Annotated in this window: 20 protein-coding genes; 3 read left to right on the forward strand and 17 right to left on the reverse strand. The window is 42.6% G+C overall.

The annotated features are described in order from the left end of the window. The 6 genes from KSW37_RS06265 to KSW37_RS06290 form a co-directional block, all read right to left on the reverse strand. A partial coding sequence (locus KSW37_RS06265) for a tetratricopeptide repeat protein (protein WP_217743435.1) occupies positions 1-617 on the reverse strand: 617 nt, incomplete at its 3' end. A 15-nt stretch (positions 618-632) separates the two neighbouring features. Next, positions 633-1,262, reverse strand: coding sequence for a hypothetical protein (locus KSW37_RS06270; protein ID WP_217326800.1), 630 nt, complete (start codon positions 1,260-1,262; stop codon positions 633-635). Positions 1,263-2,055: 793 nt separating this feature from the next. After that, on the reverse strand, positions 2,056-3,759 hold the full coding sequence (locus KSW37_RS06275) for an acyl-CoA dehydrogenase family protein (RefSeq protein ID WP_217326799.1): 1,704 nt from the start codon (positions 3,757-3,759) through the stop codon (positions 2,056-2,058). A 35-nt stretch (positions 3,760-3,794) separates the two neighbouring features. Next, positions 3,795-4,817, reverse strand: a complete 1,023-nt coding sequence (locus KSW37_RS06280; RefSeq protein WP_089545009.1) for an electron transfer flavoprotein subunit alpha/FixB family protein — start codon at positions 4,815-4,817, stop codon at positions 3,795-3,797. 165 nt (positions 4,818-4,982) lie between these two features. Next, the gene (locus KSW37_RS06285) at positions 4,983-5,852 is read right to left on the reverse strand and encodes an electron transfer flavoprotein subunit beta/FixA family protein (RefSeq protein WP_217313676.1); all 870 of its coding nucleotides are present in this window, start codon (positions 5,850-5,852) and stop codon (positions 4,983-4,985) included. Positions 5,853-6,123: 271 nt separating this feature from the next. Beyond that, positions 6,124-6,726 carry a riboflavin synthase gene (locus KSW37_RS06290; protein WP_118255001.1) on the reverse strand — a complete coding sequence of 201 codons (603 nt, stop codon included), beginning with the start codon at positions 6,724-6,726 and terminating at the stop codon, positions 6,124-6,126. A gap of 290 nt (positions 6,727-7,016) precedes the next feature. On the opposite strand from KSW37_RS06290, the gene pepI reads away from it, so the two are divergent. Beyond that, positions 7,017-7,898, forward strand: coding sequence for a proline iminopeptidase (pepI, locus tag KSW37_RS06295; RefSeq protein ID WP_217313675.1), 882 nt, complete (start codon positions 7,017-7,019; stop codon positions 7,896-7,898). A 287-nt stretch (positions 7,899-8,185) separates the two neighbouring features. Here the strand turns inward: pepI and KSW37_RS06300 are convergent, their stop codons facing one another. The 7 genes from KSW37_RS06300 to KSW37_RS06330 form a co-directional block, all read right to left on the reverse strand. Continuing rightward, the gene (locus KSW37_RS06300; RefSeq protein WP_217313674.1) at positions 8,186-9,229 is read right to left on the reverse strand and encodes a radical SAM/SPASM domain-containing protein; all 1,044 of its coding nucleotides are present in this window, start codon (positions 9,227-9,229) and stop codon (positions 8,186-8,188) included. After that, entirely contained in the window at positions 9,210-9,776 is a 567-nt protein-coding gene (locus tag KSW37_RS06305) for a hypothetical protein (RefSeq protein WP_217313673.1), read from the reverse strand. The genes KSW37_RS06300 and KSW37_RS06305 overlap by 20 nt, the downstream gene beginning before the upstream one ends. Positions 9,777-9,937: 161 nt before the next feature. Further along, positions 9,938-12,766: a DEAD/DEAH box helicase family protein gene (locus tag KSW37_RS06310; protein WP_217313672.1), complete on the reverse strand. Its 2,829-nt coding sequence runs from the start codon at positions 12,764-12,766 to the stop codon at positions 9,938-9,940. After that, positions 12,763-14,586 (reverse strand): phospholipase D-like domain-containing protein, encoded by a 1,824-nt coding sequence (locus tag KSW37_RS06315; RefSeq protein WP_217313671.1) that lies wholly within the window; start codon positions 14,584-14,586, stop codon positions 12,763-12,765. The genes KSW37_RS06310 and KSW37_RS06315 overlap by 4 nt, the downstream gene beginning before the upstream one ends. Further along, positions 14,579-15,826 (reverse strand): DUF6361 family protein, encoded by a 1,248-nt coding sequence (locus tag KSW37_RS06320; RefSeq protein WP_217313670.1) that lies wholly within the window; start codon positions 15,824-15,826, stop codon positions 14,579-14,581. Before KSW37_RS06320 ends, KSW37_RS06315 begins: the two co-directional genes overlap by 8 nt. A 158-nt stretch (positions 15,827-15,984) precedes the next feature. Beyond that, positions 15,985-17,472, reverse strand: coding sequence for an RNA-binding domain-containing protein (locus KSW37_RS06325; protein WP_217313669.1), 1,488 nt, complete (start codon positions 17,470-17,472; stop codon positions 15,985-15,987). 164 nt (positions 17,473-17,636) lie between these two features. Then, positions 17,637-18,236: an HU family DNA-binding protein gene (locus tag KSW37_RS06330; RefSeq protein ID WP_217313668.1), complete on the reverse strand. Its 600-nt coding sequence runs from the start codon at positions 18,234-18,236 to the stop codon at positions 17,637-17,639. A 469-nt stretch (positions 18,237-18,705) separates the two neighbouring features. On the opposite strand from KSW37_RS06330, the gene KSW37_RS06335 reads away from it, so the two are divergent. Both KSW37_RS06335 and KSW37_RS06340 read left to right on the forward strand, forming a co-directional pair. Then, complete coding sequence (locus tag KSW37_RS06335; RefSeq protein WP_217313667.1) at positions 18,706-19,962, forward strand: ATP-binding protein; 1,257 nt, start codon at positions 18,706-18,708, stop codon at positions 19,960-19,962. A gap of 280 nt (positions 19,963-20,242) precedes the next feature. Further along, positions 20,243-21,250 carry a virulence RhuM family protein gene (locus KSW37_RS06340; RefSeq protein ID WP_217313682.1) on the forward strand — a complete coding sequence of 336 codons (1,008 nt, stop codon included), beginning with the start codon at positions 20,243-20,245 and terminating at the stop codon, positions 21,248-21,250. A gap of 218 nt (positions 21,251-21,468) precedes the next feature. Here the strand turns inward: KSW37_RS06340 and KSW37_RS06345 are convergent, their stop codons facing one another. The 4 genes from KSW37_RS06345 to KSW37_RS06360 form a co-directional block, all read right to left on the reverse strand. Further along, positions 21,469-22,701: a hypothetical protein gene (locus KSW37_RS06345; RefSeq protein ID WP_217313666.1), complete on the reverse strand. Its 1,233-nt coding sequence runs from the start codon at positions 22,699-22,701 to the stop codon at positions 21,469-21,471. 45 nt (positions 22,702-22,746) lie between these two features. Then, positions 22,747-23,352, reverse strand: a complete 606-nt coding sequence (locus tag KSW37_RS06350) for a hypothetical protein (protein ID WP_217313665.1) — start codon at positions 23,350-23,352, stop codon at positions 22,747-22,749. Further along, positions 23,349-23,858, reverse strand: a complete 510-nt coding sequence (locus tag KSW37_RS06355; protein WP_217313664.1) for an RNA polymerase sigma factor — start codon at positions 23,856-23,858, stop codon at positions 23,349-23,351. The genes KSW37_RS06350 and KSW37_RS06355 overlap by 4 nt, the downstream gene beginning before the upstream one ends. A 227-nt stretch (positions 23,859-24,085) precedes the next feature. Then, the gene (locus KSW37_RS06360) at positions 24,086-26,623 is read right to left on the reverse strand and encodes a glycosyl hydrolase 115 family protein (protein ID WP_217313663.1); all 2,538 of its coding nucleotides are present in this window, start codon (positions 26,621-26,623) and stop codon (positions 24,086-24,088) included. Between the last annotated feature and the right edge of the window lie 171 nt (positions 26,624-26,794).

A 26,794-nucleotide genomic window follows, 5' to 3' on the forward strand; every position in this document is an offset into this window, starting at 1 on the left:
TCTTTAGAGTTTTGTTCGATACCTAACCCCTGTTCATATGCTGCCCCAATGTTGTATTGCGCTTTCGGATTTCCTTGCTCGGCAGCTTTCTTACACCAAACTGTACCTTGCTTATAATCTTTGTGATACCCATTGATTCCCATAAAATAACAATCTGCCAAATAGCATTGGGCAGTAGTGTCACTTTGCTCGGCAGCCTCCTTTAAAAGCGTTTGAAATTTTAAAGTATCTTTTGGCACACCTGTTCCCTGAAGGTAGTAATCTGCTAAGATTACCTTGGAACGGATATTACCTTTCTCTATGGCTTTCTTTATCCATTTGATACCTTCTTTTTCATCCTTTTCTACAGCTCCATCCCCATTCATGTAATATAAGCCGATGTTGCGAATGGCGCTTGCATAGTCTTGCTTGGCAGCTTTCTTGTACCATTTCATAGCTTCCTTGTCATCTTGCTGAATTCCTGTGCCTGTACCATAGCACCAGCCAAGATTAAATTGCGCTTCTGCATCTCCATCCTTAGCCTTTTGGAGGAGTTCAGGAGAATACGTAACTTGTGCCAATGCCATTTGAATGGCACTGAGACAGAAGATAATTATCGGTATAACTCGTTTCATCATATTTATGCGTTTTGATTAATCATTTGGGTCGTTTACTTTGCCTTGAACTTGAATGTGATAGTTCGTACCATTTATTGTAAGGTAAGCTTTCTTCATGGTGTAATAGTCTTCTACTATCCAAACCTCAGCATCATCTACAGATTCTTTGTATTTATATTTTAGAATAGGGTTTTGAAGCCCTTGGCTGCTAAAATATAAAAACATAAAATAATTAACATCATCTTTCTCCAAGTTTGTTCCAAGTTTTTCATTGATGTATTCTGCCATATCCTCGCTGGTTGTCCAATTACGTCGATGTTCATCTAAATCGTCACGAACTTCTTGTGAGACATCAGACAAGGTTGGAGCATGACCAGCCATTCTTACCTTTCTGATAACTCCACTCAACATCTTTATTTGATTAGACCAGGTAGACTTTTGATTTGCGATAAAAAAGTCCTCGCAGAATTCCTTTGCAGGTTGGTCTGGCTCACTCCATCCACTAAAAATATCGGTTGTCGTTAGAAATCTCACGCCATAGATGCCACCTATCAATATGGCAATGGTTATTACGATATCTCTGGTGGAAATGTTGTAATGCGGAAGAACCTTCTTGAAAAGGAAATAAATAAAAGCTCCGATAGCTATTAGTAATATGAAACTCATGGTTTGCTATTGTTTGAAGAAACAAAGGCTCCATTGTCTTCCTTTAAGTATTCGTTTATTAAGTTGATACATACGAAAAAAGCGTAGAGCCATTCTGTTGCTCGCTTCACGATTCAAAGGCTCTCGCATTGCCCGACAAGTCTGAAACGAACAACGCTGAAAGCCCCTACGCCGATGTAAGTATATAGTATACCCTCCCTACCAACGAATGTTTTTGGCATCCGAAGACAATGAGGGCTGTATATAATACATCCCTTGGGGCGTTCCCGTTGCTTTGTTCTTGACTTGTCGATGAATTTGCGAGATTCTTGAATCGCCAAAACCAAAGCGTCCAAAAACGCCTTTTACCGATATGTATGTCTGCCCAACCTTTGCCCATTAAGGGCTTTTAGCCGAGCTAGACATTGCAAATATAGTCATTTCTTTTTAAATAGCTTCATTTTACCAGTAAAATCTTTCTTTGATGCTTGTTTTTTAACGATAGTTTGTAATTTGTAGAAGAAATCTGTTTATAAAGTATATTTATGAGGTGTACATTTCTTTTGCTCCGATTGAGGTAGATGCTTGTTGCATTTTTTTGCAGAAAGTTCCTTTTAATCTTGTGCCTTGCTGTACAAAACTTGATATTTTTGCTAATTCAATGAAAATGAGAAAGATAGATATGTAGTATCCGATTCCCCCAAAATTTTTGGGAGTATATCAGGTAAATAAAGAAGAAAGTTTGTAATAAAAAAAGTCCGTGAACATTCATTTGTCCACGGACTTTTTAAATTATCTGATTCTTATAAATGTCTTATGCCTTGAAGCTCTCCAAGTCTTCTGCCTTGAAGTTCTGGATGTATGCTGAATGACCGAGAACTTCCTCCTCTGCCATGCGAACATATACGTTGGCACTTTTGGCAAACATCTCTGGTGCCTTGGTTGCATCATCGAGGATGAGAAGTGACATTACGATGTCGCCAGTCATATTGTAGAGACGGCGAGCCAGGAAGTCGTGAACTGCCTGATCGTTAGCTTCCTTCACCTTGTTGATGGCTGCCTCGTAAAGATCTACAAGCTTAGCTACACGCTCCTTCAATGCCTTCAAGTCATCTGATACCTCGTTCTCCAACATCTCCTTGATGATGCTGAGATAAGTACCGTTGGTGATGTAGCGGATGGCTGCAACAACCTGAAGCTGGGTAGTTCCCTCGTAGATAGAGAAGATGCGGGCGTCACGGAACAGACGCTGGCACTTGTACTCCATGATGAAACCAGAACCACCGTGGATGCTGATAGCATCGTATGCATTCTGGTTAGCATACTCTGAGTTCATACCCTTAGCCAATGGAGTAAATGCATCAGCCAAGCGGGTGTATTTCTTCATCTCCTGACGCTCCTCTGGAGTGAGCTTAGTGTCGCGGGCGATGTCTTCCAAAGCCTTGTAGATATCTACGTAGCGAGCGCAGCAGTAGAGGAGTGAACGGCCTGCATCCAACTTAGCCTTCATTCTTGAAAGCATGTCGTAAACGGCTGGGAAGTTGATAATCTTCTCACCAAACTGAGCACGCTCCTTGGCATAAGCCAAACCCTCGTTGTAAGCCTCCTGCTCAACACCTACACTCTGAGCAGCAATACCCAGACGGGCACCATTCATCAGAGCCATCACGTACTTAATCAAACCGAGACGAGTGTTACCGCAAAGCTCAGCCTTGGCATTCTTGTAAACCAACTCGCAGGTAGGAGAACCGTGGATACCCAACTTGTGCTCGATGTGGCGAACAGTTACGCCACCATCACGCTTGTCGTAGATGAACATAGAAAGACCACGACCATCCTTGGTGCCTTCCTCTGAACGGGCCAGAACCAGGTGGATGTCTGAGTCACCATTGGTGATGAAACGCTTCACACCGTTCAGACGCCATGTGCCGTCCTCATCCTGTGTAGCCTTCAGCATCACGCGCTGCAAGTCAGAACCTGCGTCAGGCTCAGTCAAGTCCATACTCATGGTCTCGCCTGCGCAGATGCGAGGGATGTACTTCTGGCGCTGCTCCTCAGAACCGAACTCATAGAGTGTATCGATACAGCTCTGGAGAGACCAGATGTTCTGGAAGCCTGCATCGGCAGCAGCGATGACTTCAGAAGCCATAGAGAAGATGGCGTTAGGCAAGTTCAAACCGCCGTAACGACGAGGCATAGACAAACCCCAGAGGCCAGCCTTGCGGGTAGCATCGAGGTTCTCGAATGTCTTGCTGGCATAAATCATGCGGCCGTTCTCCAAGTGTGGACCTTCGAGGTCAACATCCTCAGAGTTTGGTTCGATGATGTTAGCAGCTACATCGCCGGTAATATCCAGCAATCGCTTGTAGTTCTCGATGGCATCCTCGTAGTTGACAGGAGCATCTTCAAACTGGTCTTTTTCTGCGTAATTTCTTTCCTTCAAGTCCACAACACGCTTCATGAGCGGATGATTCAAGTGGAACTCTATTTCAGGATGGTCTGTATAATAATTAGCCATTTTGCTTTTCTTATTTAAATAATGTGTAATGCAGATTACTTAGAATTCTGCTTGTAGTACTTGATGAGCTTAGGAACCACATCTTCAACATTGCCGTTGATAACGTAATCGGCAATCTTGTTGATTGGAGCATCAGGATCGTTGTTCACAGAGATGATGATACCTGAATCCTGCATACCGGCAATGTGCTGAATCTGACCAGAGATTCCGCAGGCGATATAAACCTTAGGATGAACGGTAACACCAGTCTGACCAATCTGACGGTCGTGATCTACCCAACCTGCATCTACGGCAGCACGGGAAGCACCTACCTCGCCATGGAGGAGATGAGCCAACTCGAAGAGCTGGTCGAAACCTTCCTTGCTTCCTACACCATAACCACCAGCTACAACGATGGCAGAACCCTTCAGGTTGTGCTTGGCAGCCTCTACGTGGTGGTCGAGTACCTTTACTACAAAGTCTTCAGCAGGAACATACTTGCTTACCTCTGGATAAACCACTTCCTTCTTGCACTCACCCTCGTAGATGCTCTTCTGCATCACGCCAGAGCGTACTGTAGCCATCTGAGGACGGTGCTCTGGGTTTACGATAGTAGCCACGATGTTACCACCGAAGGCAGGACGAATCTGATAGAGCAGACCCTCATAGTGCTTGCCGCTCTTCTTATCGTCGTAATCACCGATTTCAAGCTCTGTACAGTCGGCGGTAAGACCGCTGGTCAATGAAGAAGAAACACGAGGACCGAGGTCGCGACCGATAACGGTAGCACCCATCAATGCAATCTGAGGCTTCTCCTCCTTGAAGAGGTTGACGAGAATGTCTGTATGAGGAGCTGAAGTGTATGGGAACAAACCCTCAGCATCGAAAACAAATAATTTATCTACACCATAAGGGAGAATCTGATCCTCTACCTGACCCTTGATGCCAGTACCAGCCACGATGGCATGGAGTTCCACGCCCTGCTGGTTAGCGAGCTTACGACCCTTGGTGAGCAATTCTTGAGATACTTCGGCAACGGTTGTGCCTTCTACCTCGCAATATACAAATACGTTGTTCATTGTCTTTTCTAATTTTTGAGGAGTTAAAGGAGTTAAGGAGTTATCGCTCCTTGCGGTCGCTGAGGAGTTAAGACAACAGTTTTTGTTGCTTGAGTCAAAGAGAATGACATATAGCCCTAAAGCTGTTGTCTTAACTCCTTAACTCCTTTTACTCCTCTTAAAATACTATCCGATAATACTTTCGTCCAACAATTCCTTCATCAGTCCGTCGATGTCCTCATCGCTGCTGGTCAAGGTCTTGCTTTCCTTAGCCTGGAACACGATGTTCTTCACGGCCTTCACCTTGGTAGGTGAACCGCTCAAACCGCACTGTGCAGGGTCGCCGTCAACATCGGCAACGCTCCACTGGTTCAGGGTGAGGTAAGGGCGCTCCTCATAGAGGTTGGTCCAAGGTTCATCACCCTTGCGCTCCATAGGGCAGGTAGCGTATTTATATTTCATAACGAGCTTCACGTTGCATGGGCGACATGGAGCAGCACTTCCGTTTACGGTAATTACCAATGGCAATGGAGCCTCTACGGTCTCAACACCACCATCAATGAGGCGGCGTATAGTAGCCTTGCCATCCTCTACCTTGAGGATTTCCTCTGCATAAGTAACCTGGTTCAATCCCAGCTTCTGAGCCACCTGAGGACCTACCTGGGCTGTATCACCATCGATAGCCTGGCGACCACCGATTACGATGTCAACGTCACCAATCTTCTGGATACCAGTAGCAAGGGCATAGGAAGTAGCCAATGTATCAGCACCGGCAAAGAGACGGTCGGTAAGCAACCAACCCGTATCTGCACCACGATAAAGACCCTGGCGGATGATTTCGCCAGCACGTGGAGGACCCATAGTCAAAATACCAACTGTAGAACCTGGATTCTGCTCTTTCAATCGGAGAGCCTGCTCCAATGCGTTCAAATCTTCAGGATTGAAGATTGCAGGAAGGGCAGCGCGATTTACTGTGCCTTCGGCGGTCATCGCATCCTTACCCACATTTCTTGTGTCAGGTACTTGCTTGGCAAGTACTACGATTTTTAAACTCATATTTTTAAAAATGGTTATTGTTATAATTTCCTAAGTTTGTTAGTGCTCAGTACTCAAGTTGTACGTCGTCTAGTGCGATTGTCAGACTTGCTATCGTCTAATAAGTTACTGTCCAATGTTCAATTTGGGACAAAACACGGGGGCAAAAGTAACACTTTTTTATGGCTTACGCAAATATTTTATTAAAAAAATGCCCATTTAGTCTTGCTTTGTGCGCAAAACGCAAGAAATGTGCAAGTTTTTTAGAACGTCCGTACTTAACTTTGCTGGCTTATTCAAAGCTCTTGAGTCGAGCGATATATTTGCCCAGAATGTCGAATTCGATATTCACTACCGTTCCCACTTCGATGTCGCAGAAGTTGGTATTCTCTCTGGTATAAGGAATGATGGCAACGGTAAATGTGTTGTCTGTAGGATCACATACGGTGAGCGAAACGCCGTTAACGGTAACGCTGCCCTTGTCCACCGTGAAATAGCCTTTTCTTGCCATTTCCTTATTGAGCTCATATTCGAAAGTAAAATAAGTAGAGCCATCAGCGTCTTTCATTGCGATACATTTGGCAGTCTCGTCCACGTGTCCCTGTACGATATGACCATCCAGACGGCCGTTCATCACCATAGAACGTTCCACGTTTACCTTGTCGCCCACCTTGAGCAGACCGAGGTTGCTGCGGTCCAGGGTTTCCTTCATGGCAGTAACGGTATAGGTACCGTCCTTGATTTCCACCACAGTGAGGCAGACACCATTGTGCGCCACGCTCTGGTCGATGCCGAGTTCATCAACGAAAGAGCATCTCAATGTGAAGTCGATGTTCTCCTTATCATGCTTGATAGCTACTACGGTAGCCATTTCTTCTACGATTCCACTAAACATATATTCTATTTTTATTTGGTTTCATTATTATTTAGAATGCAAAGATATTGCATTAGCTAGAAACAGCCAAATTATTTAAGTTCTTTTGATAAAATAAGCAAGATATATTTGTTTAATTGCCATATTTTTTATATTTTTGCACCTTATAATATATGCACATGATAAATGTGATATACATGTCTTTTCAAAACTCCACCGAATATGAAGAATAATGAAGACTATATAATAAGGTATAGGAGCAGCAAAATTAGATAACACAGTTTAGGTAACAATAAAAACATTTGAAGACAATGGAAATCAAGGAAGGATATATGCCCTTCATGGGCTATCAAACATATTATCGTATCGTTGGTAAAACAGAGGAGGGCAAGAGCCCTATCATCCTCTTGCATGGTGGACCAGGCAGTACCCACAACTATTTCGAGCTATTGGATAGGGTAGCGGAATCAGGTAGAGCTGTCATCATGTACGACCAGTTGGGCTGTGGCAACTCATTTGTGGAGGGACATCCCGAACTCTGGACTCCTGAGACTTGGCTCAACGAACTCTGTGCGCTCATCGACTATCTCCACATCGACCATTTTCATCTCTTGGGACAGTCGTGGGGTGGCATGCTCGCCATCATCTATCTGATAGAGAAGCAAGCAAAGGGCGTGAAGTCAGCCATCCTCAGCAGCACTCTTTCGAGCAGCAAGCTTTGGGCAAGTGAGCAACATCGCATGATTAAGTTTATGTCGGAGGAAGACCAGCGTGCCATCGCTGAGGCTGAGGCGAAGGATGACTTTTCGAGCGAGGCGTATGCCAAGGCGAATGAACACTTCATGCTCCTGCATTGTGCCGGTGAGGTGACGGAGGATAGTCCAGAGTGTCTTCGCCGGAAGAAGCGTGCTGGTGCTGAGGCTTATCTCTATGGTTGGGGACCAAATGAATACACTCCTACTGGTACGCTCCGTGATTATGATTACACCGACCGCTTGGGCGAGATACAAGTACCATGCCTTGTGATGAGTGGAACCAATGACCTCTGCACTCCATTGGTAGCAAAGACGCTCTACGATGGTATCCCAGATTCCAAGTGGCATCTCTTCGTAGGAGCCCGACACATGCCATTTGCCGAGCAAAATGATGAATATTGCAAGGTATTGGAAGAATGGTTAGGGGAGAAAGATTAGGCTTCTTCAAACTTTAGAAAAATGGAATTTCATCCAATCGATTGGACAAATTAAAATAAAACCGTCCAATCGATAGGATGAAATGTATAGAATCAATAATCAATATTAGTAACTTAAAGAGAGCTTTTCTCTTTTTCTGGTGCAAAGGTAGTAAGTTATTTCCAAACTTGCAAGAAGGCACGATTAGGTTACTCAGTTTCCCTGAGGTTACTATTACTGATAATGAATGGCTTGTGAAATGTAGATTTAACGATAATTAATGTGAACAAGCTTTGTTAATAGAGAAACTATTGCTTCTTGAGAGTTAAGTTGGGCTCTATTCCATTGATGCCAAGTCCTAGAATGTTGGTTACTTCCCTGCATCCACAATCACAATTCTTAGCCGATGAACATCCATTGCAGACTGTAGGCTGATAAGAGCGGAATGCAAATTTGTTCCAATAATCAGTATCCTTAATCCAAGGTTCTTCGAAAACATTTCCTACGATGTGAGGAGAATGATTGCAGGTTCTTATTTGTCCTGCTGGATCAATAACGAAGAATCCTTTTGCCGCAGCGCATAGATACCCTACATGTATTCTTTTGTATGAATTAGCAGAAGCTATGATGCACTTTGGTATTTCTGTACCCACATTTCCATAGCGATTAGCTAGTGTTAGTACTTCTTCTGCAGTATCAAGCATTCCGTTGATTTGCTCTGTGGAAAGGCAAAGTTCATTCATATATTTCAAACCACGTCCACCAGGCAGAAAACGGTTGAGAAGAATTTCTGTAGCTCCATTGATGAGGGCAAGCGATATGGTCTCAAATAGCTCATAATAGTTCTTTTTTGTAACGGTAATGTTTGCTGTGCATTCTAAGCCGATTTCTTTGGCTTTCGAAAAGTATTCTAACACATAATCTGCATTAGCAACTCCTGTATGCTCTTCAAATGATTGGTAGCCAGGAAGGCTCATGCTAAGATGAACATTCATTTCCTTGAAGAATTTGAGTTGTTCTTCATTCATGAGTTTTCCATTGGAGATGAGTATGATTGGATAATTCATCTTCCTTTGGTTGCCAATCATTCGGATGTGTCCGATGATTTCATGAAGGTCTTCTCTTAGCAATGCTTCTCCGCCAGACAAAGAAAATGTCTTTACTCCATAGTCGTATAGTTTTTCTATTACCCATTTCCATTGAGTGGTGGATAGTTCCTTTCCTAATGGATATGAAGAGTTAGGCGCATACCAAGGGCATGAGCAAAACAAGCAATGGTGATTGCACCTATATGTCAGTTCCAAAGCGACTGACTTCGGAAGTATGGGTATGCTATTCTTCATTGCTATCATTTTCGTTTATTTCTATTCCCGTCATTCTCTTGATAGGGTCTTGTTCATCCATGATGCTATGGTAGCGGTCATAACTATCTTCAAAATAAGACTCTCCTTTTAAGAATGCCAATACGGCTTGATAGTCATAAAGTGATTCCATATCAGTTATAGCTTGATGATAGTCCTTGTCGTTTTTTGTCTTGAAGCAGAAAAGATGGTATGCATTTTCCTCACAGATATCATCTTCGGAAGTAAATGGTAAATCGAAAAACTCTGCTTCTTCCTTCGCTTCTAGGGCGCATGAACCACATATTACTTCAAGAGACGCATCATATCCCAAATCTTTTATCTCTTTGATGATGGAGTTGAACATTTCTTCATCACTGTGGAAAGCTTGATAGGTCAATGGACGATGGCAATGTTGGCATATTGTGGAAAAACTATCTATCATCGAAGGTTCATAGCACATGGCTCCCATGTGATTTGCCAGATACGTTGGCAGCTTTTGAGCAGCTAGTTCCTTTAGCTGCTCAATAAGCTCTTCTCTGTTAAGTGAATGTTTCATATTCCTGTTACTTTTTTCTCTTGATAGGAGAGAGGTTAAACAATAATTTATCTATGTCTTCTGCTGGCATGTCTTTGAAGAACTCTAGAAGTTCCTCTTGTCTGGGCTGTCCCATGGTTAGACGGTAGAGGCGTAATACAGACTTCATGTGTCTGTATCTATCATAGTCCATGCTCAGAGGATAGAGTGGTACAAATATACTCTCTGTCAGTTTCAGCTATGCTTTTTAGCATATCTTGTGGAATCGACCAATAGGGAACTAGCTCGCAGAAGCCCTTATCTTTAGCTTCGGTTCTTGCCAAATCAAACATCTCATTCCAGGTATATGTCTCAGGGTGGAACTTGGCTACGTTTCGTCTTACAAACAAACTCTTGTATCGATCTATTCTTCCTTCTCTCTGCTCCATGTCTTGTGGATTGGATGAGATGTTCCAGTGCATGATTTTACGGCAATACCAATGGAAGTCAAGACCTTCTTGTCCTACGCTTGTTGAGGCTAAGACGAATGGACGAAAAGGAGAGTTGAATGCCAAACGAACATCATTTGCCCTGTTGGTGGCTTGATCTGTCATTCTAATGTTGCCATAAGGCATAGCGTAATGAGTGCGGATTCTCCATTTCTTTTTCTTCTCTTTGCCAAATGACTCGGTAGTATCAATCTCTTGATAGTTTCGATCGATGAACGATTCTATCATTCTTTTCTGAATCATTTCTACATTTCGCTCACCATTACTTCTTTCATCTATCATGTAGGCGAACTCATCCAATACGGCTTGCAGATTGCCCATCACGCAATAATCGATGACTTGCTTGAAGTAGGGTTGAACGCTCTTCTTGTTGTAGAGTATGTCTATGACGGCTGCATTGTATCTACGGTTGAAGATATTATTGCAGAATTTTGTTGCTGCTTCTTGGGCTAAGTCTTTGTTGCCCAATAGACGATAAAAGCAAATACCAGGTGAACCTATAGCCATATTGACCAAAGTGTCTAAGCCGTCTTCGGATATTAGGATTTTCTCTCCTGCATTCGAATCTAAAAGTCTTATGGCTTCCAAAAGAAACTTTGCTGTTGTTGGCTGCTCAACTAAGGTGAGTCGGCCTGTGTTCTTTATATTCTCCTTTATGTTGGCTCTTATTTCTTTGATGTCTTGTCCAAGGTTGGTTTTTGGATTATAGGCATCTGTCAAGAAATCAGAGCTGCAAGTTACCAGTTCCAAGCTTTCTCTACGTAATCTTCCTGTTCCGTGTTGTTTATCAAGTGCATCCTTTTCGGAATTTTCTTTCGTGTTTGTATATGTGGCAGATGGAAATGCACGGCTGATACTCTTTTGCTCGACGGCATAGGAAATCATACAAGCTATCATACGTGGTACCATTTCCCATGCAGAAAAGACCAACACCTTGGAAAAGTCATGGTTCTTGGCAAATATGTTGTTGGCTGGTATCTTGTAATAAGGGTGAGACGCTGGAATCCAAAATAGTTGCTCTCCATGCTTTTCACCTTTTTCATCAAATAGAATGTTGCTTAGTTTGGATAATTTTGCATTGCATAATGGAATGTCGTTATATTTATATATATCATTTGTCTTCAACAGAAGTCTTTGTTTCTGCATATTGCTATTCCATGGATTCTCAACGTATGCTTTTACAAGTTTCTCCTTTAGCTTATATTTATCCATGAAGGACAACAAATAAGGAGAAGATTTGGCGTATTCCATAGGCAAAGTTTTTACGCTGAATCTTCCTTCGCTCATTTTGTTGCATTCATCAATAACCTCTTGCATTTGGCAATAAGACACAATATCCCCTGTACTGATTTTCAAGTGGGTGTCATCTTGGGCAGAATTGCGGTAACGCTCTGTTCTGCTCATGGCTTGATACATTGCTTCCTCTGCTATGTTCTTTCTAGCAATGAGTATGTCTAAGTTATCCGATGAGATGTGGCACAATTCTTTTGAATAGTCACGCCAAACCTGTTGGAATGTAATGTCCTCTCTGCTGTCAAAGAGAAAATCTGTCAACTTGTTGAAGTCTTGATATTGAGTGTCTATCTTGTTTTCATTCAATTCCTCCAAAGTCGTGAATGGTTTGTAAGGTGTGGCAGACACTAACAATATGAAAGGACCATCCTCTTTTCCAAAAAATGTACGTGTTAGCATAGCCTCTTCGCTATTCCCTTCCAAGTCAAGAAGTGAACTAAAGCGTTGGAACTCATCCATGATAACCAAATCGGGATTAAGTTCTTTCATGCTAATTTTGCAGAAGATGATTCTGAACTGAGTGATGGCTCTGTTCTTGGTGTTATAGTCAGCTTTTTCCTCTATGGCTTTGAGAAGTAAATTCTTAGCCTCTTGATAGTTGTCATCCTTTACCACTTCTTTGCAGATGTTTTCTCTGTATCCAGTGCATACCTTTTCTATTTCAGTGACTTCGTTTTCGTATTTTTTGATGGTATTTTCCCAATTGTCGTTATTTGCTTCATAAATGTTTAGACGATTCTTCAATGCCTTCGTATGTTCTTTGAAGTCTTTCACATGGCTAAGTATAGCGAACATCAGCGCACGTTCGTTCATGTTGCCCGCTGATGTTTGGAGATTGAAAGATGTACCAGGTGTGAGAGGAATCAATATGCTAGGTTTGTCCTTCTTAGCCTCGATTAGCTCTTTCACCTTTTTAGCCACGATGAAGTGCTGCATGGACAATCTGCTTTCTTCTATGTTCATGACATCCTCTATTCCCAAGTTTTCTGTGTTTTGCTTTACGATATTGGCGTTGGAGCAGATATACACTACTCGATAGGTGTTGTCGTCCCATATACCATATTCATCGCTTAATTCTCCAACTGCTTGAATGACACCTTTGGACACGATAGTCTTACCCAGTCCCACTTCGTCTGAAAGCAGAACTCGGCGTTGCTTCTTGCTTTTGAATATATCAACGATGTGTTTTACCGTTGCCTTTTGAAAATCCTTTAATTCCTTTTCCATCATGATTTCTGTTTTATGGCTTCCTTAAAAGTTTTGTAGATCTCAAGAAATTCTTGGGTGTATTCTTCTTTGCCGATTTTTCTGATGACATCCTCTATCTCTATGAACTTTTTGGGATTGCTGCTAGCAGCTTTCAGCAGTTGCTCATAAATGTTGAGTGAGAGAGGCACGGAATCTTTATCATTGCCGTGCTGAGCAATCAGCTTCATGCTTTGTTCTGCATCAAACAGATATTCGTCTATGTCATCGGTCAGTATAAATGACAAGTAACGGAGAAACTTCTCCTTGCTATCCACAAACGTTTTATATATAGCAATGTCTCTATCTTCGTATGGTATGCCTTCGGTCGGAATCTTGATGACTTTGTCCATATTCTGTCCATTGGCATCTTGTACCGATATAATGTAGAAGTCTGACAGTTGAGCCAATGTCAGGTTTGAAAGTATTGCCTCGTTTTCTAGTTCTACTTTGTAACCTGCTGTTTGCATGGGTGCAATCTGTATTCTGTACCTGTTGTCGTGATGTCCTGCCTTGATAATGACATTATATTTGCCATCTTTACAGGAATAGCACTTTGCCAAGAAGTTATTCGTGATATAATTTCGTACAAAGGCTTCTAGCTCTGATGTCTCATGCGTTTCTTCTGATTCTGGAGGGAAGTTGACGGTCTCGAAGATTTTACTTTCTTCTCTTGCATCCATTTGTAGAAATTCCTCTTTGAAAGAGTCAAATACTAAATGCTTGCCATACTTGTATTGCAGTCGGATGATGAATTCTGAATTTTTATGGAAGGCTGCATATGTGGCATTAGCAGATCCGACGAACAGAAAATTTCCGTATTCCCCTTTAGGGTTACATACTAGAAATGTCTTTGCATGAAGGTCAGTTGGCATAATGTCGTTATGCGTCATTCCATCTTTCATTACGTAGATTTCATGATTTTCTTTATTGAACAGGTCGTATATGTCTTTAGATACATATCCTGATGTGGTAACGAGAATGTGCCTGTTTTTTGCATTCTTGTCTAACTCTCGTAGAGTTTTTATGTCAATAAATGGCGAGATGGTCATTTGGTCTGTTCCTTGCCATGCTTCTGGATAACTGATGTTCTTGTTCAGGTTTTGCCCAAAGAGTATCGGGATGAATTCATACCCATCCTTCTCGAATAAATCTGTATCTATCTCAAAATGTTTGACTTTTCTTATGGATTCAATGACCATTTTCATCTTTTTCTTCTTGTCTTTGATGATGTGCTGGTTGTTGGTAGTGCCATTTCCCATCAAGGGAATTAATGAAGTCAGAAAGTCAATGAGAGGCTTATGCTTCTTGTTGTTGATGGTTTGTTTCCCGATTTTACCTGTGAGGCTAACAACCATATCAAGGTTATTGTCTAGAGTAAGGTTTCTGCTCATGACGATGACTTTGATTTGCTGGTCGTTTTTTTCTTCTCTGTTGGTCTCTTTGATAATCCATACTTTCGGATGGAAGTTGGATAGAAATTGAGACTTTTGAGGGCTTTGTACTTCATAGATACAGTTATCCATGAGGGATAGATAGGGTTGGCAGTTTGATGGTATGTGCGTTCCACCTTTGTTGCAGAACAACACAAATTTGTTTGCACTTCTTCTAATTCCTTCTAATAGGCAAATGGGGGATTGAACGGCAGCTTCGTTGTTGCTGCTTAGCAAACCTAATGCCATAGGGATGATAAGCAATGCTTGTGGATTAACGCTATAGGTTGTACCAATAGCGAAGTCCACGTCATAGCCTGGTGAGACCAGCATCTCGCCATAAGTATAATTGCAGAGTTGTTCTTTAGCCATTTGACAGTCCTTTCTTTATTTCTGTGATGATGTTATATACGGTTCCCCAACGATAATCGAAGAAATAGGCTTCTATTCTGTCGATTCCCTTATATTTGTTAGGATTCGCCAACTTACTTCTTGATGAACCTTTTGTTTGTTTTTCCCGATTAACAATGATTTCTTGCAATCGGATGAAGTTTTCATCTGTAGGGTTGTTAATTAATGAGCATGCTTCTTTGCAAAATTTGATGGATCCATTGTCTTGTAGGGTATAGCCAACGAAATCTAATGCTTGGAAGAGTTTTTCTTCGCTAATGTCTGATTTCCATTCTTCTTTCAACTGTTCGTAACGTTCAAATTCCTTTTCTGCTTCTTCTGTTCTATCTGTTCTTGTGTAAAACACATAGTTATAGACTAACCGAAGAAGATACTGAAACTTAGAAAATCTTGCGGATAGCGTATAAATCATGAAATGCTCATCGGTTATGTATTTCTTCCATTGGTCTCCAAGGTCGAAATATGACTTCTGGGCAAGTCCAATAGGGTAGTTGTCACGAAGAATAGTAGCCAAAAATGAATCTTTGGCTATTGATGAGGCTATTATCTTGTCTTTGATAAACTTAGCTTCGTCAGATGTCAAGTCTATATTGATGGGAGTGTAGCCATCAAATGTATATGACAATCCACCGCCATCAAATAGTTGATAATTGCCCGATAACTGATTAGCGTCTCCCATTTCTTTTTCTTCATCTTGGGAAATGTATTTCTTGGGTTGTTTGTGGATAGTCTTGCTTCTTTCGTAAATAAGACTATAGATGTTGCTGTTTGTCAATATCATCCCATAAGAGACAAGTGCGCCATAATAGATGTAAACTGGGTCGTACTTTACGTATTTATTATTCTCGGTTTCTGCTGTATCGATTACGCTACTTCCTGTTATTCCCCAGTTGTTGGCTGGTTCTGTACCTCGCAATAATTGACGAGTCAATTTAATCTCCAGATTCAACACCTTGGCTCTGACTTCATTTGCGCTTTTGTATGTGCCTTTCTCTGCTTCCAAAAACAAGGAAGGGAGTATGGCATAGTATTTCGCTCTATTATGTAATGTGGAGATTCCTGGAAACAGCTTGTTTGAAAATGCATCGCGAATGCGTCCCAGACCAAGCTCGTCAATTGCTTGATGCTCTTGGATGGCTTGTATAACTTGATGCATTTTCAGTTGTTCCTCGGAACTGAAGTTTATGAATCCTAATTTCATTCTAATTTCCTTTTTTGTTTTGACATGGTTACTAACATAGTTACTATAGCTCTGTTACTAGCTCTGTTACGATTTTACGAAAAGTAACAGAGCTTGAAATGCCTGACTCTGTCGTTGACTCTGTCGTTCAGTACTAAAAAGCGACAGAGTCGTATTGTTTATATTGTCTCCAAGAACAACAAACCCTTTTTGGTCGTTCTGTATTGCTGCTTAGGACTTGTCGGCTTGTCTGGTACCGTAAGTTCCAGATAATCATGAAGTAACAGAGGCTCGATGAATGCCTTGAAGTTCTTTGATTGATAAGTAACACCGAGTAGCTCGAATATATCTTTTCTGAATTTCGGGTCTTTGCAAAATTTGAGAATGGATACAACTTTGTCTGTAGCATCTATGTATGTATCTTCTTCAGCTCTGTTACTAGCTCTGTTACTAGCTCTGTTACTAGCTCTGTCACTAGCTCTGTCACTATCCAGCCAAAAAGTGACAGTGCTGGTACAAATATCGCTCTCAAAAGTCACGTCATTGCCTGTGATTTCTTTCCACTCGTTCATCATGTCAAAACCATAACCGATGGTTTCAGATAGGTTCACCAGTCTGAATATCTTGGCGATAATCGGGTTGCGAGGATTGGAATAGAGATGGTTGCCCAGTTGGGATATAGGCACAGGATAGCCACCAGCATTGAAGAACTCGACTCTGTCGGTATAGATATGAATGCAGGAGTGAATGGTGCTGAATGGATCGAAGTGAGAGAGCATATTGACTAATGCTTCTCGCAAAATCTTAAACTGCGAGCGATCTTCCACATTGAATCCCTCGTCGTTCATCATGAATGGAGTATCCACGATGAGGCGCAGTCTCCTAATCATAATCTGAAAATACTCCCAAAGGTTCTCTTGCTCTGGGATGCGATAGGTATAGCGAGTTCGTGCTTCTCTCACGCTTCTGCCAGGAATCTCCACCAAGTCCATCCAAAACGTAGGGACATAACGGCGAACCCATTCTTCTTTTCCAAAACACATCAAACCACCATAGTTCAGATGCCCTTCATTATCGTAGATGCCGATGCGCTTGCAGAAGTCGGCGATGTCATTGCCTATCAGATTGGGACGATGACTGTATAGCTTGAAGTAATTGCGATAGTCACGAATGGTGTCCTCATTGAGCATGGAGAGGTCGGAGTCTAAGAGTATCTGCTCAGACTTGATGCCGAATGATTGGTTATGAAACATGGCGGTTATCTCGCCATTGGTAGCTCGCTGGTCTTCACTGCCGAATCGGATGAATGTATTCTGCGGATTGTTATAGTAGATGGGTTTGTGGGGTGATGAGGCGATATGAAATGCCAAAACCTTATGCCCATCTATATGATAGAGCATGCTCTTGGCATCGACTGGCTCATTGAATTTCTGAGAACGCAAGGTGCCCAGGAAGTCTTGTTCCAACTTCTCTGCATTGTCAACTCCTGATATTTCAAACTTCTTGCCATTCTGCTTTATTCCAAGCACTATCCATCCGCCGGAAGTGTTGGCGAATGCACTTACGGTCTCCCATATATTCTTAGGGAGTTCACTCTTGGCCTCCTTAGCCTCGAAGTCCTCCCATTCGATGTCGTTGATTCTGTCTATCAGCTCTTCCTTTGTCATAATCTTAATGTTTTGGTGATTTCTTTTTGCAAATATACTCATAATAATAGATATTTGCAAGTTTTTATTTTTCTTTTCCAATTTCATTTTTCCTTTCACCTATCTTGCAATCATTTGTGAATCATTTGTTTATGGTGAAAGGAGAATGGAGAAAGCTGCCTTTGTTACTTTAGAAAATAGATAGGCGCATGCTGGGTGCCTTCCTTCACCATGATACCCTTCTCGCAGAAATGAGTGAGCCACTTCTGAGCCATGTATGGAGTCAAGCCGAAGTGGATGCGCATGATGCGAGTGGTGATGTAACGATTCTTTTGAAGATACTCCTTGATATTTTCCAACAGCTTTTCTTCCGAGTATTTTGTGGATTGGTTGGAATAGCGAGAGCGTTTGAAATGGACGTTGCGCTGTACCTCCTCCATCAGTTTAGCCTCTGGTCGGAAGTTGATGCCGGTGATGCGTACTTCCTTGCCCGTAATCTTCTTGTCTGGATTTTCCTCAGGCATCTCTAGGCTAGCCGACATGGAGAAGTAGCCTATCTCTGGGATATAAAAGCGGCGTCCCATGGAGAATTCTTCCACCAAAAGGTCGTGAAGCTCTGCCAGCACCGCAGCCACATCTCCCTTGGTGAGTGAGCAGCGGTTCTGGATTTTCTCTTGCAGTTGCTTCTCGGTCATAGGTTCATGCTGCACGATGCGAACGTATTGGCGCTTTTCTCCTGTACCCTGAGCATTGTTGAGAGTGTAAATGTCGTATTTCAGTTCCATATTTCTTGTTGTTTGATGGTTCGTTGTTTTCTATTTTCTTTGTCTTCTATGAAAGATGATGCAAATATATATAATAATGTGATAACTTGTATCTTTTGGTGTAAAATATTAGGTTTATTTATACATTGGTATATGTCATGTGATTATACGGCATTTGTCATCCGACCGTATGATAAGTGTCGTATAATCGCATGACAAATGTCACGCAATCGTTATAATAGCTTCCTTGCATCGTTATAATTGCTTCCTTGCATCATATAAGTCACAACATAGTTATCATCCATCTCACCCTTGGCAATTCGCAGGGGAGGTATGTGATGAGGCTGAGACTATCTATTTTTGCTCATTTTTACTCATTCTGAATGAGTAAAAATGATAGAAATTACTCATTCTGAATGAACAAAAATGAAGATTTATTTGGTTGTTTACTTAAAAAATCGTATTTTTGCAAGCAAATAAATGATTGAACATGAAAGAGTTATTAAAGCAAATTATATTTGAGCAGCAGGAATACTGCAAGAATATAGCACAAGATACTGTGCCGAGAGACATAGAGGAAGAGTGGCTTACCACAACGGAGATACTAATTATTACTGGTATAAGACGTTGTGGAAAGTCTGTTTTGCTCCAGCAAATGCGCAGCAAATTGCCGGAGCAAGACTTCTTTTTCAATTTTGATGATGAGAGACTGGTCAACTTTACTGTGGCAGATTTCCAAACATTGCAAGAATGTTTCTTCGAACTCTTTGGTGAGCAGCATACCTATTATTTTGATGAGATACAGAATGTGAAGGGCTGGGAGACCTTTGTGCGCCGTCTCTACAACGAAGGCAATAAGGTGATTGTAACCGGATCAAATGCCCGAATGCTGAGTAGAGAGCTTGGCACTCATCTCACGGGGCGTTATATCGCAGTGGAGATTTTTCCTTTTTCCTTTCAAGAATACTTGCAGTTGGCAAAGGTGCAGCTGGAAGCCAAGGACTTTTATCTAACCAGCAAGCGTGCCATTCTCTTGGGGCATTTCAAGGAGTATTTGGAGAAAGGTGGATTTCCTAAGTATCTCCAGTCGTCATCCACTCGTTACCTCTCGTCACTCTACGATAGCATCATCTTCCGTGATGTGATGGCTCGTAATGGGTTGACCAATGATAAGGAGATGCAGGAACTCATCTTTTATCTCGCCAGCAATGCCACGAAGCGCATTACCTATACCTCACTGGGTAAGATAGTGGGCATTCGTCATTCCGAAACCGTCAAAAACTATTTGGAGTACATCGAGCAAACCTATATGATATTCCAGCTCTTGAAGTATTCGCCATCGGTAAAGGTGCAGATGCTGAACCCGAAGAAGATTTACTTCATCGACAATGCCATCGTGAGTCGCATTGGATTCAATGCCACCGACAATATGGGAGTGAAGTTGGAAAACATCGTATTCATCGAGTTGAAACGCCGCGGATATGATGTTTTTTATTATGCAGATAAGAAGGAGTGCGACTTTGTTGTTAGAGAGGGCATGAGAATCATGAAGGCTTATCAAGTAACGATAGTGATGAATGACGAGAAAACTCGCAAGCGAGAAATCGAGGGGCTGATGGAAGCCATGAATGCTTATGGCTTGGCTGAGGGATATATTCTTACGATGGAGGAGAAGGAAGAGCTTGAGATAGATGGCAAGCAGGTTCATGTTCTTCCTACGTGGGAATGGATGTTGAGAGAGAAATGAAATAGAAAAAAGTGATCCTAATGTCGGGACTGTTGTTGCTTATCAGAAGGGTGACATCCTGCTTTCAAAGAAAGGAAATGGAAATATAATAATGTCTAAGCATAAGTCATACAAGAATATCATTTTTGACTTAGATAATAACAAAGACGAAACAATGATGAATAATAATATAAAATGTCCAAAGTGCAATTCTGACAATGTGCAGACAGAGGGTGTACTGCATCTTTGCTTGGATTGTGGTTATAAATGGGAGGACGCACCCCAAACTGATTTGGGAGAAATGATCATTTACCAATCTGATGATGGCGTGAAGCTTGATGTGAGATTGGAGAATAAGACGGTTTGGCTAAACCAAGATCAAATCGCCTCCTTGTTTAATAAGAGTAAGTCTACGATAGTAGAACATATATCAAATATTTTTGAAGAGGGAGAACTTGATGAAAAAGTGGTTGTTCGGAAATTCCGAATAACCACTCAGCATGGTGCTATGGCAGGAAAAACCCAAAGCAAAGAAGTGAAGTTCTATAACCTTGATGTTATCATATCTGTGGGCTATCGTGTAAAATCTATTCAAGGCACTCGTTTCCGTCAATGGGCTACAGAGCGACTGAATGAGTACATCGTAAAAGGGTTTACGATGGACGATGAACGACTCAAAAATCTCGGTGGTGGCAACTATTGGAAAGAGTTGCTCGACCGTATCCGTGATATTCGTTCGTCAGAAAAGGTGCTCTATCGACAAGTTCTGGACATCTATGCCACAAGTGTTGACTATGACCCTCGAACTGATGCCTCAAAGCTTTTCTTTAAAATCGTGCAAAATAAGTTGCACTATGCTGCTCATGGGCATACTGCGGCAGAAGTTATCTATGAGCGTGCGGATGCCGACCAACCATTTATGGGCTTGACGACATTTGAGGGCGAGCTGCCAGCTATCAAAGACATCAAAATAGCCAAGAACTATCTGAAAGAAAATGAGCTGAAGATACTCAATAATCTTGTTTCCGGTTATTTTGACTTTGCCGAGATTATGGCAATGGAGCATCGCCCAGTCTATATGATGGATTATGTGAAACAACTTGATACTATCCTGCAATCCACAGGGCGACCTTTGTTGAAGGGGTCGGGAAGTATCAGCCATGAAGAGGCAATGGACAAAGCTATAGCTGAGTATCGAAAATATCAGGTCAAGACATTAACTCCAGTAGAGGAAGCTTATCTTGAATCCATCAATGCTTTGGGAAAAATTGCAAAGCGCAAGGGAAGACAATCGGGGGAAAATCATTAATGTAACGTTCTGATCATTTGTAGGATAGTAAATGCTGTAGATGTTCTCTAGCTTCTCATTCAAGTCGACATTGAAATTTACCTCTATTGGGGATGCGCTAATTTGAAGCAAAAATGCCATCTCCATCAAAACTGATAGAGGTGGCATTGGGTTCTATGCAGTATGTCCTTTCTTACATCACATATGTATTAAATGAATGTGACTGAAAGTTGAGATTTTTATAATTTATTGTTCATATGCTTTTTGATAAAGCGACCCACATGATTCTCTTGTAGAGTTGTTGGGAGGGCTTTGAATATTTTCTTTTGATTCGAAGAACCTTTTATCAAATGCTGATAGAACAGATAGCAGATGATGCCAGGAGAATGGATATTGCTGAGTGCGTAAGCCGTATACTTGCGCTCGTCCCATCCATCATGGTTCTTGCTTTCCTCTTCCACCCACTGTTTATAGAAACTTGATCCTGTGAGGCTGTAGTAACCATTGTGTACGCTTAGCTCTGCTATCTCTCCTGGTACAAAAGGAATGTCTATCCATTCCGAGCAGATGGTTCCATCTTTCATCAGTGCTCTCACTCTTCCCATGGTTATGTCCTTCAGGTCGTGCTTGTATGAGAAGTTAGTGCCGTTGGTAGCTACAAGGATGGGTTCTACATACATATCTGTTTCGTCTTTGTAACAGATAAAATAGCCACGGTCCCAAAGTTCAGGGTCACGCTTGCCAATAATCTCAAAGTTGCCTTTCAGGTTGGTCTGAGCATCTTTAAGCATCTTGGTCAACTGCTCATTAGGCACTTCTTTTTCTTCTTTAGTCTCTTCTTTAGGAGCTGCCTTTTCTTCTTGGGTGTCTATTGGGGTAAGAACACCTGTATAGTGGACGGCATTATATGGTTTCTGGTTTATTTCATCAGCCACGCGGTGCTTGTTTAAAGGAGCTTTTCCTTCTACGATGCTGATGTTTCCTTCATAGCCTTTTTCGTTAACCAAACCATTCTCTATGATATGGCCCCATTCTATGGCACAGACTCTGCGCATGCCAGAGTGACCCATTTGTTGGCGATTGATAAGGACGCTATATGCCGAGAAATTTCCAACCATAATAAGGTCGTTGCCTACAGATATGTCAAAGTTCATCCATGTTTTAAGTGGGTTGTTGTTTCCATCTACCATATAGTAAAAGTCAGTTACAGGCTGATTGCAATCTTTTTGAAAAGCCTTGTTGATTCTGTCCAGTTCCTTGAGAAACTTGTCTTTCTTGAGAGTTTTAAAGCGATATTTTTTCCAACTCCATTGTGCTGTGTCACCAACCTCATTTTTTGCTCCTGATTGATTCATGGTGAACGCCTTGTTGCTTACCAATTTCTCCAAAGCCTCTTTGAAATAAGACTTTTGTGCCTGTGCTCCCATTGATGAGAACATCATGAGTAATAAATATATGACATACTTTTTCATGTTCTTTGTTCTTTAATGTTTATACCTTAATTATATATACTTTCTTTAGAGTTTAACGGTGATTCGCCGTTCTTGTAGGCAATCATCCTCACTTTGCACGGCATTGCATGTAGTGGCTTGAACCTCTGCTGTCTGCATTTTGAAAAGATGCTCTTCGGGCAAGGTTGACATAGGGAAGAGTACCGGACCTTTTTCTTCGGTGTCTGGCATGTCATCTCCAAACTCAGCTTTAGGCTTAGCCTCCCTTTTGGGAGCATTTAGCTTGGCGAAAGTCTTTTTCTTCTCGTATGTTCTGCTCTCTTCTGTGATGTCTTTTTCTGCTGTATTTTCCTTTTCTGCCGTCAAATTCTTTTCTTGCATCATAGCTTTTTGCATCGGCTGTGTAGCCTTTCTCACAGCCATTGTCGCATTGCCCGACGCAGAAGTGGTATCCTTGGGTGGTTGCAGGATGATAGCGATGATGCCAGCCACGCATGCTGCGCAAATCCATGGAAAGATACGCAAGGTGCGATGGCTGACCAAGCTCTTCCTTGCCTTCTCTATTACTTGTTGCTTGGTTTGGGAGGAGGCATGGAAATCACATTGAGGTTGGAGCAGTTGCTCTATATCCTCAAATCCTTTGTCATTATGGATGTTCATTTGATCTTTCATATACTTTTCTCCTTTCTGAGTCGTTGTTGGATATGTTGGATGGCATAGCGATAGCGAGATTTCACGGTAGCTTCTGGTATCTCCTCCAGTTCGGCTATCTCTCGGAACGTCAAGTTGTCGTAACATTTCATTCTTACGATTTCCGCTTGCTCCTGTGGAATATCTTCCAGCAGTTTTGATATTCTGAGAAATTCCTCGTGTATTTGTTTGTCACCATTGCTGTTAGGTATGCTTGCCGCTTCATTGATAGCTATGATTTGCGGACGTTTTTTGCGCAAGTAGTCTCGGCATGCGTTGCTAACAGAGCGAATGATGTAGCGGTCCAACTCTTCCACTTGTTGCCCTTCTTTCAGTTTCTTGAAAGCTGCAAGCAGCACCTCTTGCACCATATCTTCTGCATCCTCACGTTGCCCGATTCGAATATAGGCAAAACGAAATAGCCAGTCTTGCCGATTGTCGACAAGACTCTCCAGTTGTTTTATGAGTTTCGGGTTGTCTATATTCATTCGTTTCTTGTTTTTATGTTTCTAACTTTACTCATATAAACGTATATTTCTCAAAAAAGATTTAAAAAATACTCTTTTTTTTCATTTATTTGTTACTATTGTGATTGTTTATGTAAAAATGAATGCTACGAAGTATGGAACATAAGAAGATAGTGATAGTTTGCGTAAAAAGAATAGGCACGCATCCTTTCGTGGGTGCGTGCCTATACCTTTATTATATGCTACCTTTAAATCACCTTGACTCTCTTTTTTCCTCCTCTTCCATCAATCACGATTTTCTCGAAGACGATGGCTGGGTCGTTAGGAGTGAGGGTGAGGGTGTGGATGCCATCGGATGAGACAGGCAGCTCTAGCTCTATCACCTTGTCCACGATGCGAGTGGCTATCGTTGGATAATAGATATTGTAGATGTTCTCCGGCTTCTCGTTCAAATCTTTGTTGAAGTTAACCTCTACAGGAGAAGCGCCATCTAAACTTACACCATAGGTTAAGCCGCCCTTGTTGAGATAATCCAAGGTTGATTTGGTAATCACATGAATGCGAACCTTCTGCTTGCCATTAAATGCCTTGCCATCCGAAGTCTTGCTAACTTGCATCTTAAACTTGTAAGTGATGCTGGCTTCCTTCACGCTCTTGGTATACGGCATCAGAGTCATTGCCGATACGCTTTTGCCCATGAATGGAATCTCTGTCCATTTTGCCTCGGCAGCATCCGTCTTGCTGCTATAATAAGGTGCTTCGATTTCTACCACGCCATCATTGCCAGCTATCACCGTTTCATTAGAAGATGTTGATACCCGGAAGAGCTTAGGACAGGTGTCCTTCTCGAAGGCATCGTTCCATGAGGTGTAGCCGATGTGCTTCTGCGTCATCATGCCGTTCCATTTGCCACCAGCCATCTTGTGGTTGTATTCATCGCAAATCAAAGAGTCTCTCTTGAAATGGTTCTCGCATTCATCCGCCCAGATGTTCGCCTTCGGGTTGCCCTGCTCATAGAGCTGATTGTTCATCGCTTGGGCAAAGTACATCTGGTGCAGATTGCTCATCACTTCGATAGGGAAGAGGATGATCTGACGGTAGGCGTCATGATAGGCTGCTGGCAGACTGTTGTACTGGCGCAAGGCATCGGCTTCTATCTTCAGATACTGGTTCACCACTTCCTGCCATTCGCCGTTCTCCAGGCTGTAGGTGTTTTTGTCGAGCATCTCTGGGGTGCAGCGACCATTGTACTTGCAGATGAGGTTGAGTAATCTTGCTGCCTCGTCAGCTTGCTCCTCGCCAAACTGCTGGGCACACCAGTCTCTCGTATGGTTGGTAATCTGGTTGACGGCATATTTATGAGGATTCCAAGCGATGTCCATAAACTGGCTGATAGGATATTCCATCGGCTTGAGGTCGCCCACGTTGAGAATCCAGAGACGGTCGATGCCATTCTCGTAGGCTAGGGTGAGCTGCTCCCATGGGTTCTGCACTGGGGTACAGTTGAGCATCTTTGAGTTGCGAGGTGCTCCCACATAGTCCACGTGATAATACAATCCCCATCCGCCCTTGTGCTTTCGTTCCTGGGCATTCGGCACACGGCGCACGTTGCCCCAGTTGTCATCGCAGAGCAGGAGGGTTACATCGTCGGGCACCTTCATGCCCTTGTCGTAGTAATCCAGCACCTCTTTGTATAGAGCCCATACTTGCGGTGTTTCGCTTGCCTTCTTTCCGGTTACGTCAGCGATAATTTTTCGCTGGTCGTTGATGATGTTAGTCATCAGTTTGGTATCTGCCTCTGCGCTCATCGCCTCATCGCCGTCGCCACGCATTCCGATGGTTACAATCTGTTCGGTTCCCTTCATGCGCTCTATTCCCTCACGGAAGAACTTCTGCAGGTTTGCCTTGTTCTTCTGGTAGTTCCATGGTCCCCATCCCTTTCGGTTGCGGGCGTATTCCTGGTGGTTGCGGGCCATCGGTTCATGATGGGAAGTACTCATCACTACGCCCATCTCATCTGCCGTCTTCTCGTTCTCCGGGTCATCGGCATAGAAAGCCCAGCCCCACATGGCAGGCCACATCATGTTACCTCTCAGTCGCAATACCAGTTCGAAGACGCGCTGATAGAAACGGTGGTCGCCATATCCGGTGCCGTAGGTGTTCTTTACCCATGACGTTAGGCAAGGTGCCTCGTCGTTGAGGAAGATACCGCGATAACGTACGGCTGGTTCGCCATCTGTATAGATTCCCTTGTTTACGAAAATAGAATCGTGGTGCTCTACAGGCACGTCTGCCCAGTCATACCAAGGCGATACGCCCATCTGCTGCGAGAGTTCGTAGATGCCATAGATGGTGCCTCGTCGGTCGCTGCCAGCAATGACGAGCTGACCATCTATGAGCGTGATGATAAACTTTTCACGTTTGCCCTTCAGCAGATTTCCGTTGATGCGCTTCTGTTTCACCAGTTGGTCGATGGCTGCTGAATGGCCGATGGTGCCTACGAGGATAGCTGGTCGGGCTGTGTCGGCTTTTTTCAGGAAACCGGCATCCGAGGTGAGGGTGGCTGTGGCTCCACTCACACTTTTGATATCTTTCAGCAGGGCATGAGCAGCATAGCTCACTCCCTTGCAGTCGTTGGTGTCCATGTAGATTTCTACCCGGTTATTGGCATTCAGTAGCAAGTCTCCTTGCTTGAAATTCACAAATCTGTCGGCTGCGCTCATGCTGATTGTTGAGAGCAGGGCAGCGCTTGCCAGGAATGTTCGCTTGATGTTGTTTAGTTTCATATTTATTTATTTTGTTGTTATTTTCCGATTGTCAGCAATGTGTTTTTGCCGGTTGCAAAGATAGCCAAAACTATCCGAATGTACCTTGTTTTATGTAAACTTTAGTTTTTAATATGTTTCATTTTTACTTTTCTGTCCGTTTCTCTTTGTGTTTTCAAAGAAAAATAGTAA

Source organism: Segatella copri, from assembly GCF_019127135.1.
Classification (GTDB): Bacteria; Bacteroidota; Bacteroidia; order Bacteroidales; family Bacteroidaceae; genus Prevotella.